9 protein-coding genes and 1 other RNA gene are annotated in these 14,656 nt (G+C 57.5%); 7 read left to right on the forward strand and 3 right to left on the reverse strand.

Going from position 1 to position 14,656, the window contains the following annotated elements; translation table 11 throughout:
- Positions 1-288: 288 nt before the first annotated feature.
- An RNA gene (rnpB, locus tag AC6IY8_RS13475) (RNase P RNA component class A) lies at positions 289-740 on the forward strand.
- Between the two features lie 91 nt (positions 741-831).
- Here the strand turns inward: rnpB and AC6IY8_RS13480 are convergent.
- Positions 832-1,278: a hypothetical protein gene (locus tag AC6IY8_RS13480; RefSeq protein WP_497775040.1), complete on the reverse strand. Its 447-nt coding sequence runs from the start codon at positions 1,276-1,278 to the stop codon at positions 832-834.
- A 429-nt stretch (positions 1,279-1,707) separates the two neighbouring features.
- Here AC6IY8_RS13480 and AC6IY8_RS13485 point away from each other — a divergent pair, with 429 nt between their 5' ends.
- The gene (locus AC6IY8_RS13485; RefSeq protein WP_497775041.1) at positions 1,708-2,898 is read left to right on the forward strand and encodes an alpha/beta hydrolase family protein; all 1,191 of its coding nucleotides are present in this window, start codon (positions 1,708-1,710) and stop codon (positions 2,896-2,898) included.
- Between the two features lie 174 nt (positions 2,899-3,072).
- The gene (locus AC6IY8_RS13490) at positions 3,073-4,887 is read left to right on the forward strand and encodes an ABC transporter ATP-binding protein (RefSeq protein ID WP_497775042.1); all 1,815 of its coding nucleotides are present in this window, start codon (positions 3,073-3,075) and stop codon (positions 4,885-4,887) included.
- Here AC6IY8_RS13490 and AC6IY8_RS13495 read toward each other — a convergent pair.
- On the reverse strand, positions 4,884-5,942 hold the full coding sequence (locus tag AC6IY8_RS13495) for a hypothetical protein (RefSeq protein ID WP_497775043.1): 1,059 nt from the start codon (positions 5,940-5,942) through the stop codon (positions 4,884-4,886). The genes AC6IY8_RS13490 and AC6IY8_RS13495 overlap by 4 nt on opposite strands.
- Positions 5,943-6,047: 105 nt before the next feature.
- Between AC6IY8_RS13495 and AC6IY8_RS13500 the strand changes: the two genes are divergently transcribed.
- The 4 genes from AC6IY8_RS13500 to AC6IY8_RS13515 all read left to right on the forward strand — a co-directional run bounded on the left by AC6IY8_RS13500 (position 6,048) and on the right by AC6IY8_RS13515 (position 11,009).
- The gene (locus tag AC6IY8_RS13500) at positions 6,048-7,163 is read left to right on the forward strand and encodes a phospholipase D-like domain-containing protein (protein ID WP_497775044.1); all 1,116 of its coding nucleotides are present in this window, start codon (positions 6,048-6,050) and stop codon (positions 7,161-7,163) included.
- Positions 7,153-7,785, forward strand: a complete 633-nt coding sequence (locus AC6IY8_RS13505) for a hypothetical protein (protein ID WP_497775045.1) — start codon at positions 7,153-7,155, stop codon at positions 7,783-7,785. Before AC6IY8_RS13500 ends, AC6IY8_RS13505 begins: the two co-directional genes overlap by 11 nt.
- A gap of 9 nt (positions 7,786-7,794) precedes the next feature.
- Complete coding sequence (locus AC6IY8_RS13510) at positions 7,795-8,694, forward strand: metallophosphoesterase family protein (protein ID WP_497775046.1); 900 nt, start codon at positions 7,795-7,797, stop codon at positions 8,692-8,694.
- A gap of 224 nt (positions 8,695-8,918) precedes the next feature.
- Positions 8,919-11,009, forward strand: a complete 2,091-nt coding sequence (locus AC6IY8_RS13515) for a YncE family protein (RefSeq protein ID WP_497775047.1) — start codon at positions 8,919-8,921, stop codon at positions 11,007-11,009.
- Between the two features lie 65 nt (positions 11,010-11,074).
- On the opposite strand, the gene AC6IY8_RS13520 is transcribed toward AC6IY8_RS13515, so the two are convergent.
- A complete protein-coding gene (locus tag AC6IY8_RS13520) occupies positions 11,075-14,551 on the reverse strand; it encodes a tetratricopeptide repeat protein (RefSeq protein ID WP_497775048.1) in 3,477 nt (1,158 codons plus the stop codon).
- Between the last annotated feature and the right edge of the window lie 105 nt (positions 14,552-14,656).

Here is a 14,656-nt window from a genome sequence, read left to right on the forward strand (position 1 = left end):
TGAAGGAACGATGGTCACGCGTGAGAGATCATCGGAATTGTGCATCAACCTTCAGATGCTGGTCACAAGAGAGAGCGAAGTGGCTGTTTACAAATAAGTAATATCCCTGGCAGTGCAGCGGTATTGGTACGTGGTTCCCTGGAGGTGGGTGTCTTTCGTTGGAAGTTACTGCCCTACAATTCTGCACACTGCCCCGTAATTCCGCGATTTACTGCCCCGCAATTCCGCGAGCCTCAAGAGCAAGAATGAGAGCGATTTGCGAAGGGCTGTATAATCAGGAATTGATAGCGTTGGGATCGGGTGATCGCCGCCTGTATGGCTTACGCCGGCTTCGGCCGGAGGGTGCAATGCAGGGGGAGGAAAGTCCGAACTCCACAGAGCGGTGTGCCGGATAACGTCCGGGAGCGATGGCGTCAAGGCCATCCGACGGCCAGTGCCACAGAGAAAATACCGCCTCGCGAACCCCGGTGAGCTTTGCGCTTGCTGGCCGCGAGGTAAGGGTGAAAAGGTGCGGTAAGAGCGCACCGGGCGTTCAGTAATGAACGTTGCATGGCAAACCCCACACGGAGCAAGACCAAATAGGGGCGAAGTGCGCAGCGTGAAAACGCTGGCTGCGAGCCGGCTCGGTTCGCCAAACGTCCGGGTAGGTCGCTTGAGCGCCGCGGTAACGCGTCGCCTAGAGGAATGATCGCCACGGCAGCAATGCCGTACAAAATTCGGCTTACAGATCCCAACGCTACAACTTATCCAATATACAAGTGAGTGCAAAGCAATGGGCGGCGCCATTCGTGCACGCCGCCCATTGTGTAACCTGCCGGGCTAATTCAAATCTTATTGAGGCTTGGTGGTGGTCCCGCTGTTGCCCGAACTCGAGCCGGAACCCTGGCTGGTTTCACTGCTGCTCTGGCTTGTGCTGTCACTGCTGCTGGAATGCTTCTTGTGTTTCTTGTGATGGCGGGCGCTGGAGGATTGGCCACTGTTAGAGCCACTCATGTCGCTGCTGCTGCCACTTCCCTGCCCTGAACTCATGGAACCGGGATTACTGCCGCTGGAGCTCTGTCCGGAAGAGGTCGAGCTTTGGCCGGAACTGGAACCCTGATTTCCGTAGCTGCCCTGTTCGGAGCTGGTTGATCCCTGATTGGTTGAACTTCCGCTTTGGCCCGCTCCCATGGACGAAGAGCCTCCGCCGGTGCCCGTGTTTGAACTGCCGCTTTGCGCAAACAGGAGCGCGGTGGACAAAAGCAGGCTGCCGCCTAAAAGCATTATCTTTTTCTGCATTGGGTCTTAACCTCTATGGGATTCAGATGCGGGGCGGGACAGACGGCGCAATACGCCATGATGCGCCCAAATAGGTCGAGAGAGTGGAACCTTCGCTTCGCGAAGATGACACTTGAAATGCAAAGTCACGCAAGAGCAAAGGCAACAACAAGAGCAAGAGAAGAACCTTTGGAGGGCGCTTCGCGCCTTCTTTCATAGATCCCACATGCGCTCGCCAAAAGAGGCGAGCGTATATGGGGCACCCGCGGTGCTTGGGTTCTGTGCGAGGGAAGCGCGGTGCTCAGGATTGAAGCGGGAGAATCCTGCGAGTGTGGGCCGGTTTGCCGTTGAAGGGCCAAGGGATGCTTTTCGGCTCCGGATGCGGCCCTCTGGATGCGGTGCTCTCGAACGAGGCGGTGTGCGGTTGATAGAATCTTCGTACGAACGACTATGATCCGCTCTCGCTACGCACGCTGGATGAATGACTGGGAGTATCGGCTGGAGACCCGCGACAGCAATCGCGTGGTACGTCCTTTTGAATGGGGTCTCGATTGGACCACTGAATTTCTCGGCAGCGATGCTGAGGTGGCAAACGCCGAGGCAGAGCAACAGAAGAAATATTTCTTTGCGCTGAATGATCGGCTGGTCGCGAGCAGCGACGAGTTCTTCAACTACAAGACACCTACGGATTTTCGACTGGAGCAGCGCCCGATTCGGGTGCATGGGACGGGGAGTAACGCGAATCCGGAGATCGATGACGCGAAGTATGCAGGACAGTTTGGAACATTTCTGCGCTTTACGTCGCCGGTACGCTCGCCGTATCCGGAAAACGACCTGGCGAATGCGAGGTGGTTCCCGGCGCCTGCGCGAGAGGGCAAGCCGAAGCGCGCGATGATCATCATTCCGCAGTGGAATGGCGACGCGCTGAGTCATAACGCGTTCGCGAAACTGTTCCGTCCATTTGGAATATCGACGCTGCGGCTGAGCATGCCCTATCACGACATTCGTATGCCGTCGGAACTGCATCGCGCAGATTACTCGGTGAGTGCGAATATAGGGCGCACGATTCATGCGGCACGACAAGGCATTCTCGACATCCGTTGCTGTCTGGATTGGCTGGAACAGCAAGGCTACACGGAATTCGGAGTGCTGGGGACAAGTCTCGGATCGTGCTATGCGTTTATCGCCAGCGCTCACGACCGGCGCTTGCGCGTGAACATTTTTAATCACGCTTCGACTTACTTTGGCGATGTGGTGTGGACGGGGTACTCCACGCGGCACGTGCGAGAAGGCATTGAGAAAGTGCTGAACGCGGAAGAGCTGCGGCATGCACTTGACTGCGTGAGCCCGATGAATTATTTCGACAAGTTCGAGCGCTGGCCCAAGCAGGTGCTGATGATTCACACGGCGTACGATCGCACGTTCCTGCCGGAATTCAGCAACCGGATTGCCGACGAGTTTCGCAGGCGCAAACTGCAAGCGCAAATCAAGTGCCTGCCGTGTGGGCACTACACGTTGGGAGAGTCGCCTTACAAATACATGGACGGCTTCCTGGTAACGCGCTTTGTGGCAGGGGCGTTCCAACGGGCTTACGACGGAGACGAGGCGGTAGAAACGGCAACGCTGGAAGCAACTTCGTAACGGGCGAGGAAGAGAAATCCAGCCGCTACTTTCGAATTCTGTGGCTCCAGAGAAGATAGACGAATATAAAAACAATTGCTCGTCCCCCCAATTAAGAAGGGCGCGCAGCGGCCACGCTCCGCGCCCGAGCTTTTCTGACTGACCCCGTAGTGACTCAGACGCATCCAACCTGCAATGGATTCCGAGGCAAGCCGCGTACAACGCGGAATCACAGTGCTTGAGCTACTCCGCCCACATCAGAAGATGCTGGGACTGGGGCTGCTGGCCATTGCGGGAGAGAGCATTGCCGACCTGCTAGAACCCTGGCCACTGAAGATTGTGCTCGACAACGTGATTGCAGGAAGGCATTCGCATGGATGGTTGTTTGCCTTTATAAGCAGAACGATTGGGACTGATCCGCGGCAGATTCTCGTGTTTGCCTGCGCGGCGGTGATTGGTATTGCAGTGTTGAACGCGCTGTGCACCTACTCGGAAAAATACATTACAACCAGCATTGGGCAGTGGGTGACGCACGATCTGCGGCGCAGGCTGTACGCGCATGTGCAGCGGCTCTCGCTGGCGTATCACGACCAGAAGCAGACGGGTGACCTGATCAGCCGCGTGACGAGCGACATCGATTCGGTGCAGACATTCATTGTCTCGGGACTGCTGAGCATCCTGGTAGACGTGCTGACGCTGGTGGGCATGATAGGCGTGATGTTTTACGTAAACTGGCGATTGACGCTGGTGGCGCTGGCTGTGGTTCCGGTGCTGTTCGCGATTGTATACACGTACACACGTAGGGTGAAGAAGGCTTCGCGGAATGTGAGAAAGCATGAAGGCAAGCTGCTGTCGGTGGTACAGGAGGTGCTTGGATCGATTCGCGTGGTGAAGGCCTTCGCACGGGAGAACTATGAAGTGCATAGGCTGGAAGGGGAGAGCCTGGAGACGGTGGAAGCTGCGTTGAAGGCTCGCGCACTGAAAGCAAGGCTGGTGCCGATTGTGAATCTGGTAACAGGGGTGGGCGTGTGCGGGGTGCTCTATTTCGGCACGAGTAGCGCGCTGCGCAATGGGCTTTCGGCGGGCTCGATTGTTCTCTTCCTCAGCTACATTTCGAAAATGTACAAACCGATGCAGGACATCTCGAAGATTATGGACTCGTACTCGAAGGCCGATGTGGGCTATGAGCGAATCCAGGAGGTGATACGCACGGATGACGAGATGCGCGATCTGCCGGGAGCGAAGAGGGCACCTGCGTTCAAGGGAGAGATCGATTTCGAGCACGTGGACTTTGCGTATTCGAACGAACGACAGATTTTGTTTGACGTGAATCTGCATGTGGCGGCGGGAACATGCGTGGCGCTGGTGGGACCGACGGGCTCGGGCAAGACGACAATTGCAAACATGATTGCGCGCTTTTACGATCCGTCGGCGGGATACGTGAAGATCGACGGCGTGGACATTCGGAAGTACACACAGAAATCGGTTCGCAACCAGATGAGCTTTGTGCTGCAGGATACGGTACTGTTCAGCGGATCGATCTGGGACAACATCGCGTACGGAAAACCGGAGGCCACGCACAGCGAAATTGCCAAGGCGGCCGAAGCGGCCAATGCGATGGAGTTCATTGAGAAGCTTCCGGGGAAGTTTGACGCGCAGGTGGGCGAGCGCGGAGTGACGCTGTCAGGAGGACAGCGGCAGCGAATCGCAATTGCACGCGCGCTGGTGCGCAACAGCCCAATACTGATTCTGGATGAACCGAGCTCGGGGCTGGACGCGGCTTCAGAACAACTTGTGTTTGAGGCGCTGGACAGGCTGATGACGGGACGCACTTCGCTGGTGATCGCTCATCGTCTCTCCACGATACGGAATGCGGCGTGCATTTACGTGGTGAAAGATGGGCGCATCGTGGAGGGCGGCGTTCATGATGAACTGCTGCGCAAACCCGATGGCGTGTATCGCCAACTGCATGACATTCAATTCAACAACGATGAGGCATCGGTGGCCTAGAGGGCTTTGAGCTGGGCGATGCGGCTCTCGATGATGGAGACGTAAGCCTCGACTTCCTCGGGAGAAAAGTTGCCGGCGCGAAACGCATCGACGAGTTGGCGATGCGTGAGTTGCGAGAGCAACGAGGCGATCCAGCGCGCATCCTGGCGAGGAATTTTCTTTCCAATCCAACCAAGTGCTCGACGCTTCTCGAACGAAATGAGGCCGAAGCCGAAGCTCTCGGCCATGACGGCCTTGGGAGCGGCAGGCGTGGCGAAATCCACCGTGGTATCGGTGGTTCGGGTGATGAAGCGCGAGGCCTTGAAGCTTTGCAGATTCCCCTTGGAACGAGAACGCGTCCAGCTAAGTCCATTGGTGCCGAAGGTGGATCCGATATCGCTCACCATGTAGAGATTGCGACTGCCGTCATCGTCCTGATAGATGGCGTTGTTTTCATCCTTTAAATCCCAGTTATTCATCAGGGCCATCATGACGCGGAGGCCGTTGAATTCGCGGGTGCCGGTGAAGGGACTCTTCTTCCAATGCCAGATGCCGATTTTCTTTTCACCTTCGGGCTTGCGGGCAAAACGCGCATTGGTGATGGTGTTTCTTTTCTGATCAGGAGGACGGCGCGTAAGTTTGAGACCTTGCACCTCGGTTTTGGGAACAAGGAAGTCGTCGTTGGCGATGTATCCGACAGCCCAGAGCAGGCGCGAGGCAACGACTTCGGGACGAGACTCTTCGCCGAGTTTGACGCGCCACTTGTGACCGTCGGCGTCGCTCACATCAAACTTAGGATTGCTTCCCTTCAAGTCTTCAGAGAGGAATGTGAACGGCGGTTTCGGCTGCTGGTGTTTGCCTCCGGGGCCGAGAAAGAGATCGAGAGCGGAGATGTTGGCGGGCTGTTGCCAGAGCACGTTGGAAGCGGCAGCGGAATCGTGCTTGTCGTGCTTCTCGGCGTGCAGGCTTGGCGCAAAGGTGAGAACGATGGTCAGGAGTGCGAGTGCAGCCACTCTTGAGGGACGGAGAAAGAAAGATGGTGAGCCGGGTTGGATGGCGGCGTTCGAAAAACGCATTCTCCTTTAGAAGCAACAAACGTTCTGAGGGCTATCTAGCGTTTTGTGAAAACATCCGATTCGCACCAGCACGCATCTTTCCACATTGGCCGCACAGGAGAATTCATGAAGCTGATTGTAGAGCCGGAGGATGGGATCGAACCTATCGTGAAAGCTCTGGGGCAGGCGAAAAAGAGTATTCGCATCCTGATCTTCCGCATAGATCGGAGCGAAATCGAAAAAGCGCTGGTGGCGGCGGTGGAACGAGGAGTGATGGTGCAGGCACTGATCGCCTACACCAATCGCGGAGGAGAGAAGCTGCTTCGCCGATTCGAGATGCGGCTGCTGGAAAAAGGTGTGACCGTGACACGAACGGCAGACGATCTGGTTCGGTATCACGGAAAGATGTTCATTGTGGACGAGAAGGAGCTGTACCTGCTCGCGTTCAACTACAGCCACCTGGATATCTCGCTGAGCCGATCATTTGCCGTTAGTACGCGAGAGCCGGACGTTGTGGCGGAAGCTGTGAAGCTCTTTGACAGCGATGTGAAACGAGTGCAGTACAAGCCGGGAAACGACAACCTGGTGGTGAGTCCGGTGAATGCGCGCGAACGGCTGAAGCAGTTCATTGCGGGTGCGAAAAAGCAACTGCTGATTTATGACATGAAGGTCAGCGATCCGGAATTTATCTCACTGCTGAATCAGAAGGTGTCGCAAGGAGTGGATGTCCGCATCATTGGACAGACATCCACGCGAGGGAAGGCACTCTCGACAAGAGCACTCTCGATGCGCATTCACGCGAGGGCAATGCTGCGCGATGGGAAATCTGCTTTTCTTGGAAGCCAGAGCATGAGGAAGCTGGAGTTGGAAGCACGGCGGGAGATCGGACTGATCTTCAACGATGCAAAGACAGTGAAGCGCATGATCGAGGTATTCGACAAGGACTGGGGCAGCTCGGCTCCGGCAGAGGCAGCGAGCGCGGGCATGTCACTGCTGAATGCTCCGGCGAAGAAGGTTGCAAAGGTGGTGGCCAAACGGCTGGATGTGGCAAGCAAGGTGGAGCAGGTGCTCGACAAGGTGATTGACACGGCAAGCGATGGACAGATCGAGCCTAAAGAAGTCGTTGAGAGCGTGCGCGAAGCTGTCCGCGAAGAGGTGCAGAACGCTGTGGTGCATGCGATGCGAGAACTGGTGACCGATGCGGCAGACGCCACTCAAAACGGGGGACGCGATGCCAAGTAAGCGAGAGCTGCACGGGATACGCTCGTGGAGACTGGTTGCCGCCTCGAGCGCACTGGCGATGTCCATACTGGCAAGCTGGGCGACGGCGCAGACGGCGCCTGCGACACAGGCAGTGGAACTTTCGCCGGAAGATCAGAAGACGGTGCAGGATTTCGAGACGCGAGTGAACGAGTATCTGAAGCTGAAACAGAAAGCTCCGCGAACGGCTCACCTGAAACGCAGCTCCGATGTTCATGAGTTGGAGAAGCGGCGCGAGGCTCTGAAGAAAGCGGTTCGCGATGGGCGGCCGAATGCAAAGCAGGGAGACCTGTTCACACCTGAGGTGGCGGAAGTGATGCGCAAGCTGCTTGCGAAATCACTGGACGGAGACAAAGGAGTGAAGCTGCGCGGCAGCCTGAAGCATGCAGAACCTGTCGCGGCCGCGGAGTCTTCGAAGGTGGTGGTGAACGGAGATTATCCGAACAAGAATGGAGAGCCGCTGCAATCGTCTCCGGGAACACTGCTGCAACACTTGCCTGTGTTGCCCAAGACATTGGAGTATCGATTGGTGGGAAAGACGCTGGTGTTGCGCGATGCAGAAGCAAACCTGGTGGTGGACTATCTTCCTGATGCCATTCATTGAGCACGATCTATGATTCGATCCGCAGTCCTTTATCTTGTATCGCTGCTGGCGGTGGTGGGTGTGGCCGGCGGGCAGACGCGGGCGCCGCAAGAGGCGCCGCCGAATGTGAAGCTTCCGCTGAAGGAAGGGTCTGTTCGTTTTGCAGTCATCGGAGACAACGGAACGGGCGAGAAGCCGCAGTATGAAGTGGCAGAGCAGATGGAGCGATTCCGCAAGGTGGTGAAGTTCGATTTCGTCACGATGAACGGAGACAACATCTACGGACGGCATCGGGCAGACGATTTCAAGAGGAAGTTTGAACTGCCTTACAAAGCTCTGCTCGATGCGAACGTGAAATTCTACGCGTCGTTGGGGAATCACGACGATCCGGAGATCGAGCGAAATTACAAGCTCTACAACATGGGCGGCGAGCGGTACTACAGCTTCAAGCGCGGGAACGTTGAATTCTTTGCGCTGGACAGCAACTATATGGACCCGCGGCAGCTTGGGTGGCTGGAAGATAAATTGAAGACTTCGAATGCAGCGTGGAAGGTCTGCTTCTTTCATCATCCTCTATTCACCAGCGCGAAGTTCCACGGGCCGGATTTGGACTTGCGAAAGCAGTTGATGCCGCTGTTTGTAAAATACAACGTCAACGTTGTGCTGTATGGGCATGAGCACGTTTATGAGCGATTGAAGCCGCAGGACGGAGTGTACCTGTTCCTGGTGGGGAACTCGGGAGAACTGCGATTCCACAACCTGCGCAAAGGCAGCGACCTTGATCAAGCAGGCTTCGATACAGACCGTGATTTTATGCTGATGGAAATTGCGGGAGATCAGCTGTACTTCGAGACCGTGTCCCGCACGGGCGAAGTGATCGACTCGGGCGTGCTGAGCCGCATTCAGCAGAGAGCCGCAGCGGCGAAGTAGTAGCACTTCCGGCGTAAGGCTAATTTTTTCAAAGCCGAGTGCAGCCCTGACGAAGGCTCAGGCATCTACCCGCTCCAATACAGGACTGCTGGACGATGAAGATCCATCAGCAACTCTCCCCCTGCGTCTTGCGCAATTTCGCCGCTTAGCTCTGACGAAGTTTTTTGCTCACATTGCGCAGTGACAGAACCTACATCTCAGCCGTCAGGCAGAAGAGGGTTTTTATGCGAAAGCATCTCTCCTTCGGATCGCTCGCGATCTTGTTGTTAGTCTCTCCATGCTTGTTAACCGCACAAACATCCTGGAAAGTTGGAGACGTCTTTATTGGAGCAGGAAGCAATTACCAGGTCTGGCGTAATGGCACGTTACTCGAATCGTTTGCGGCCGGAGCAGGGCAGGCGGGAGGATGCGCGTTCGATTCGCAGTTCAACCTGTACACCACAAGTGGCGTGAGCGCCACATCAGGATCGGTCATCGAGTTCAGTGGAGCAGCGCACAGTGGCTCGCCGGTGACGGTGGGAACTCTGAGCACGACGGTCTATGCTGAGTCGATTGTGTTCGACGCGAGCGGGCATTTCTATGTTGGAAGCCCGAACAGCTCTGTCCTGCAATTCACTCCCACACTTCCGCCGAATGCGGACAGCAGCATCGGCTATCAGGCCCCGGTGGCGATCAGCACTGGCGCGGTTGCCGACCAGGTGGACCTGGGAACGGATCAGACAAGCCTGTTCTTTGCGTCAAGTAGCGCGTTCCTTAAGACAACGTCAACGGCCGTCGCTCGCGTGGACATGACGAACGCTGCAACGGAGGCGACCAGCGCTACGGCGGCGGATACGGCATGGTCGGTAAAGCTGCTACCGGCGGCGAACATCAATCCGACGACGCATGCTCCACTGAACGGAATGCTGATCGCGGCGGACAGCGCGGTGTATCAACTGAACAGCGCTGGGAATTTCGTAAAGTTCACTGTTCCGAAATCAAAGAGCTTGCGATTCCTGGCACTCGATCCGGATGGCGCATCGTTCTGGGTGGCGGATGTGGGGAACGCGACAGTGTCGAAAATCGGGCTTGCCAACAAGCAGGTCCTAGCGACAATTAGCCTGAGCGGGAAGCCGGTAATTGGTGGAGTGTGCGTGCTGGGCGGACAGCAACTGAACATTGTTCCTCTGCAGTTCCCCGGGAACAGCAGCAATGTTACGAGGGTGGCGAACTTCGGCGATCCGCAGATCGATGCCACAACGCTGCAACCGAAGCTGGACAATTCAGGCACGGGCCAGACGGCAAGCACGAACTTCCATACATGGGCAGCCACGATTGATTCCGTGCCAAGCGCTTACACACTGGTGGTGAGCGCGACAGGACAAGGGCCGCAACCCTCACCAAGAACCATTGACAACGCAACCGCGCCTCTTCCCTTCCTGAACCGGTTTGACGAGTATTTCTGCGGGCAGGGTGAGCCGTGTGGAAGCACGTTCCCGGCAAGTGGACCGACGCTGGTGCCGATTCCTTACACGGACCAGACGGTGGGGAATTTTGGAATTCCGACGGTGACGGGCAGCGGAACACACCTTGCGCAAGGAAACCGCGTGGTGTATCGCGTGGCGAATCCTCCGGCGACGGGAAATATCATTGCGGCGGTTCACTATCTGCAGCCTCCAGCATGCCCGGTGAATGGAACGCTGATAAGCCCGCTTCTTACCGGGACAAGTAACACGGCAAATTGTTATGTGCCGGCGTCGTGTCCATCGAGTACAGCGAACTTTTTCGTGAACAGCCCGAGGTTCATGCTCGATCCGAGCGAAGGGCCTCCGGCGGACGCGGCGAGCAACCACCAATTCACATTTGACACGACGGTGAACTACTTCCGCGATACAGGGATTTCGGGCGGAGGAGGACGCAGCGATCACGCGGTTGCAGACCGCTGTCCGTCATTAAATGGAGGAGCGTGCGTTGCAAGCGCAATCTTCAACAACCCGCTACCGAAGTCAACCAACAAGATCGGGTCGAATCTGCCGGTGAAGGTCAGCGTGACGGATTGTAACGGGAACGCAGTGCTGGGAGCGAATACGCCACCGAATGCGATGACCATATCCGTAACGGGTCCACAGGATCAGGTGGAGGCAGCGACGGGGCAATCGTTCCAGTTCTTCACGCAGAATGGAGGCAGTGGCGGGACATACTCGGGCAACCTAGTGACGAATAACTTCGTGCCAGGCCTGACGACGATCTGCGTTACATCCACGAATTCATCGAGCACCACGACCGGCGGGGGTCAGTTCGTTCCGGTGTGTACTACGGTGAACATGGTGAAGTAGTTCAGAAGCAGTACGAAAGAAGAGCCGGGCGCGCTCCGGCTCTTTGTATTGGCATCGAGTTGGCTTCAGTGCGCGGCGATGGCGAGAAGATCGCTGCGATTCGCAACGCTGTTGCCCGACTCACGGGAGATTTGATCGAGGGCGCGACGGGCTTCCTGCAGATTGCGGTCGGCCTCGGCAGTGTCGCCGGTGGCGCGGAGCGCGGTCGAAAGCAGATAGCGACTCTGAGCGGTGAGAGCACGGAAGCCGAGGCGCTCGCTCTGTTCAAGGGCGGAATCGAGTTCCTGGCGCGCGTGCGGCAAATCCTTTTGGAGAACAAGCGCCTCGCCAAGCGCAACGCGGGCAGCGATCTCCTGATACTTAAGGCCGAGGGTGCGCGCTTCATCGGCGGCGGCGCGCAGACGTGGCGCTGCGTTGCGAATGTCGCCAGACTTCAGCATGGACTTGGCGACATTGATCTTCGAAGTGAGCAAAAGATGAGGGTCGGCACCGGGATGAGAGGCTGACTTGAGCGATTGCTCGTAGAGCGTGCGCGCACTCTTGACGTCACCTGCGTAGAACAGGCGGTCGCCCTGGTAGTTGAGCACTTCGGCAGTGACATCTGGATTCTTGAGTTCGCGGGCGAGTGCGAGAGCTTCATCGAGCGGCTGCTGAGATTCACTCCAGCGCCCGGCCTGGTTTAACGCGTTGCCATACGCGCCAAGCACCTCGGCAACCCAGAAGCCATGCTCCTGCAGTTCGCGGAAGGTTTGGACGGCTTCGCCGGTGGATTTGACGGCGGCACCGAAGTTGCCCTGCTGCTCGAAGGCGAACGCGATGCTTTGGGAATCCATGGCGGCACCGCGACGATCTCCGCTCTGATGGCGGATGTCGAGCGCCTTGAGGTAATTGCTGAGGGCGCGATCGTTCTGTCCGGTGAAGGTGGCGACGTCTCCGAGGTTGTGCAGGGTGTCTGCGATATCGCTGGGAATTTTGAGCTGCTCGCGCAGATGCAACGCCTGTTCGTAGTAGCTGAGGGCGTCGTCATACTGCGCTTTATTGACATATATCAATGCAATGTTATTGAGGTTGACGGCTTCGAGAGTTTTGTCGCCGAGGTTGCGTTCGATTTGCAGCGATTCCTTGTAAGCCTTGAGCGCACGGTCGTAGTCGCTGCGCTCGTTGTAGAGGTCGCCGTAGTCGATGAGGGTGTCGGCGAGGCCGCGGTTGTCGCCGATGGAGCGCTGGATGCGGATGGCCTCTTCAAAGCCCTTGATGGCCGGTTCCATCTTGCCCTGGCGAGTCTGGATTTGAGCGATGGTGTGGAGACTCTCGGCAATTCCCTGCTGCTGCCCGAGGCGGCGGCGGATGTCGAGCGACTCCTGCGCGTAACGCAAAGCGTCGTCGGGCTTATTGAGTTGACGGTAAGCAACTCCGATATCCTGCAGGACTTTTGCCCGGCGCTCGTCGTTGCCAAACTGGATGGTGAGGGCGAGGGCGCGGTTTAGGTTCTCGATGCTGTCTTGCGGATTGAGGCGGAAGGTTTCGACTTTGCCCATGCCGATGAGGGCGTCCACGGATTTTGGATCGCGAGCGAGGACTCGCTGATACTGCTCGCGCGCCTTGTCGTAGGCTCCGGTGGAGAGATATAGCCCGGCAAGGGCAAACTGCAAATCCTCATCTTCCGGCGAGAGCTTAGCAAGTTGCTCATAGTCGCGAATGGCGTTCTCGGTGTCGTTGACGACGCGGGCGTGACTGGCCTTGATGAGCATCCGCTCGCGCTCAGGAAGGCTGGAGCTGAGGTCCACGGCTTTGCGAGAAGCGGATGCGGCTTCGCTGGCGTAGCCAAGTTCGGCGTAGGTTTGGCCGAGACGGGAAAAAGCAAGAGCGAACTCAGGGTCCTGCTTCGTGGAAGACTCGAACTTCTTTTGCGCGGCAAGGTGATTGCCTTCGCGCTCCAGTTGCACGCCTCCGGTGTAGTCGCGCAGGGCGTCGATGGAGCGAGTGGAGGGCGCAAAGGCGACGGCACGCAGTGCATTAATAGCGTCGGGAGCGAGAGACAGGTTTTCCTGCACGGAGCGGGAGAGCGTTGTGAGTGCGGACAACAGCTGGCTCTGATCGGGCGCGGTGGCTTTGAGACGGGTGACGTGCGAATTCTTCAAATCCTGAATCACGGCTTCGATGTCGATGGCGTTGCCGTTGCGCGTGAATTGCCCGGAGATGACTTGATCGGCGTTGCTGAAGTCAGCGACGCGGCGCAGCGTGCTTTCATCGATGGCGGTCGAAGGGGAAACTCTAAGATCGCGAAGCACCTGAAAAACACGGTCGGCAGGAACGATGCGCAGCTTGGACGACTGGCCGACACCGCTGTCGAGCGTTTCGGCAATACTGGGGCCAATCCAATCAAGCGAAGCGTCGCCTGTCGCATTGCGGAAAGGCAGGAAGGCTATGGAGAAGGCGGGAGCTGCATTGGCTACCGGAGTCGTGGCAGTGCTGGAAGATCGATGACGAAGTCCGATGAATGTCGCGGCCAGCGCAGCGATGAGCACAATCGCTGTGGTGATAAAGGCGACACTCTTCTTCACGCTGGCAGGCGTAGGCGGGCGAAGCTTTCTGACCTTGACGGCACTGCCGCTCTGCCATAGCTCGAGGTCGCGCAGGATTTCGGCGGCGCTCTGATATCGGCGCGCGCGGTCGCGCTCGAGGCATCGCGCGACGATTTCGCTGAGTACGGGAGGAATGGCTTTGTCGATCTGCGAGACAGAAACAGCGGGTTCCTGCGAGCGCTTGAGCAGACTGGCGATAGCGGTATCGGCCTTGTAAGGGGCGCGGCCAGTGAGCAGTTCGAAGAAGATGAGCCCGAGGGCGAAGAGATCGGAGCGAGCATCCACAGCGAGGCCGAGAGCCTGCTCGGGCGACATGTACTCCATGGTGCCGACGAGCGCGCCGGTCTGGGTGAGACCGTCGAGACCAAACGGACGCGCGAGACCGAAATCCATCACGACGATGCGCCCGTGTTGATCGCGCATGATGTTCTGCGGCTTAAGATCGCGGTGGATTACGCCTTCGGCATGAGCGGCCTCGAGCGCACTGCATACCTGCTTGATTACGGCGACGGCTTCGTCGGCGGAGAACTTCCCTTTCTGTTGCAGGAGCGAACGGAGGTCGTCACCCTCGACGTACTCCATGGTGATGAACTTGGCGCCATCGGCTTCGCCGATGTCATAAATCCGGATGACGTTGCGATGGGTGATCTGGCGGGCGAGGATGATCTCCTGCTTGAAGCGGGCAAGCATCTCGGCGTTTCCGGCCAACTCGGCGCGAATGGTTTTGAGCGCGACGGTGCGATCGAGTTCGCGGTCGTGTGCCTTGTAAACGGCACCCATGCCACCTTGGCCGAGGAGTTGGACGATCTGGTAGCGGCCGACGAGCAGGACGCCGGTTTCATACACCGGCCCGGGATAGGAAGAGAAACCGGAGTTGCTGGATCTGGACGCAGGAACGGCTGCCACGCCGCCTACGATCGTCACATCGTCATCTGGTCGGTTTTCAGGTGTTCCCACGTAACGCCTTCCACTCGAAGCGCGCTAAAGCACGCGTTATGAGTAGGGATCGCAAACTTTCGTTTTGACAAAGATGGAGTTACACGAATGCACCGCCAGCCGCAC

It is taken from the genome of Koromonas soli, from assembly GCF_059726265.1.

Excerpts from the sequence above, each read along its gene's own strand:
- AC6IY8_RS13480 (WP_497775040.1), bottom strand. The coding sequence starts at position 1,278 with ATGCAGAAAAAGATAATGCTTTTAGGCGGCAGCCTGCTTTTGTCCACC.
- AC6IY8_RS13485 (WP_497775041.1), top strand. The coding sequence starts at position 1,708 with ATGATCCGCTCTCGCTACGCACGCTGGATGAATGACTGGGAGTATCGG.
- AC6IY8_RS13490 (WP_497775042.1), top strand. The coding sequence starts at position 3,073 with ATGGATTCCGAGGCAAGCCGCGTACAACGCGGAATCACAGTGCTTGAG.
- AC6IY8_RS13495 (WP_497775043.1), bottom strand. The coding sequence starts at position 5,942 with ATGCGTTTTTCGAACGCCGCCATCCAACCCGGCTCACCATCTTTCTTT.
- AC6IY8_RS13500 (WP_497775044.1), top strand. The coding sequence starts at position 6,048 with ATGAAGCTGATTGTAGAGCCGGAGGATGGGATCGAACCTATCGTGAAA.
- AC6IY8_RS13505 (WP_497775045.1), top strand. The coding sequence starts at position 7,153 with ATGCCAAGTAAGCGAGAGCTGCACGGGATACGCTCGTGGAGACTGGTT.
- AC6IY8_RS13510 (WP_497775046.1), top strand. The coding sequence starts at position 7,795 with ATGATTCGATCCGCAGTCCTTTATCTTGTATCGCTGCTGGCGGTGGTG.
- AC6IY8_RS13515 (WP_497775047.1), top strand. The coding sequence starts at position 8,919 with ATGCGAAAGCATCTCTCCTTCGGATCGCTCGCGATCTTGTTGTTAGTC.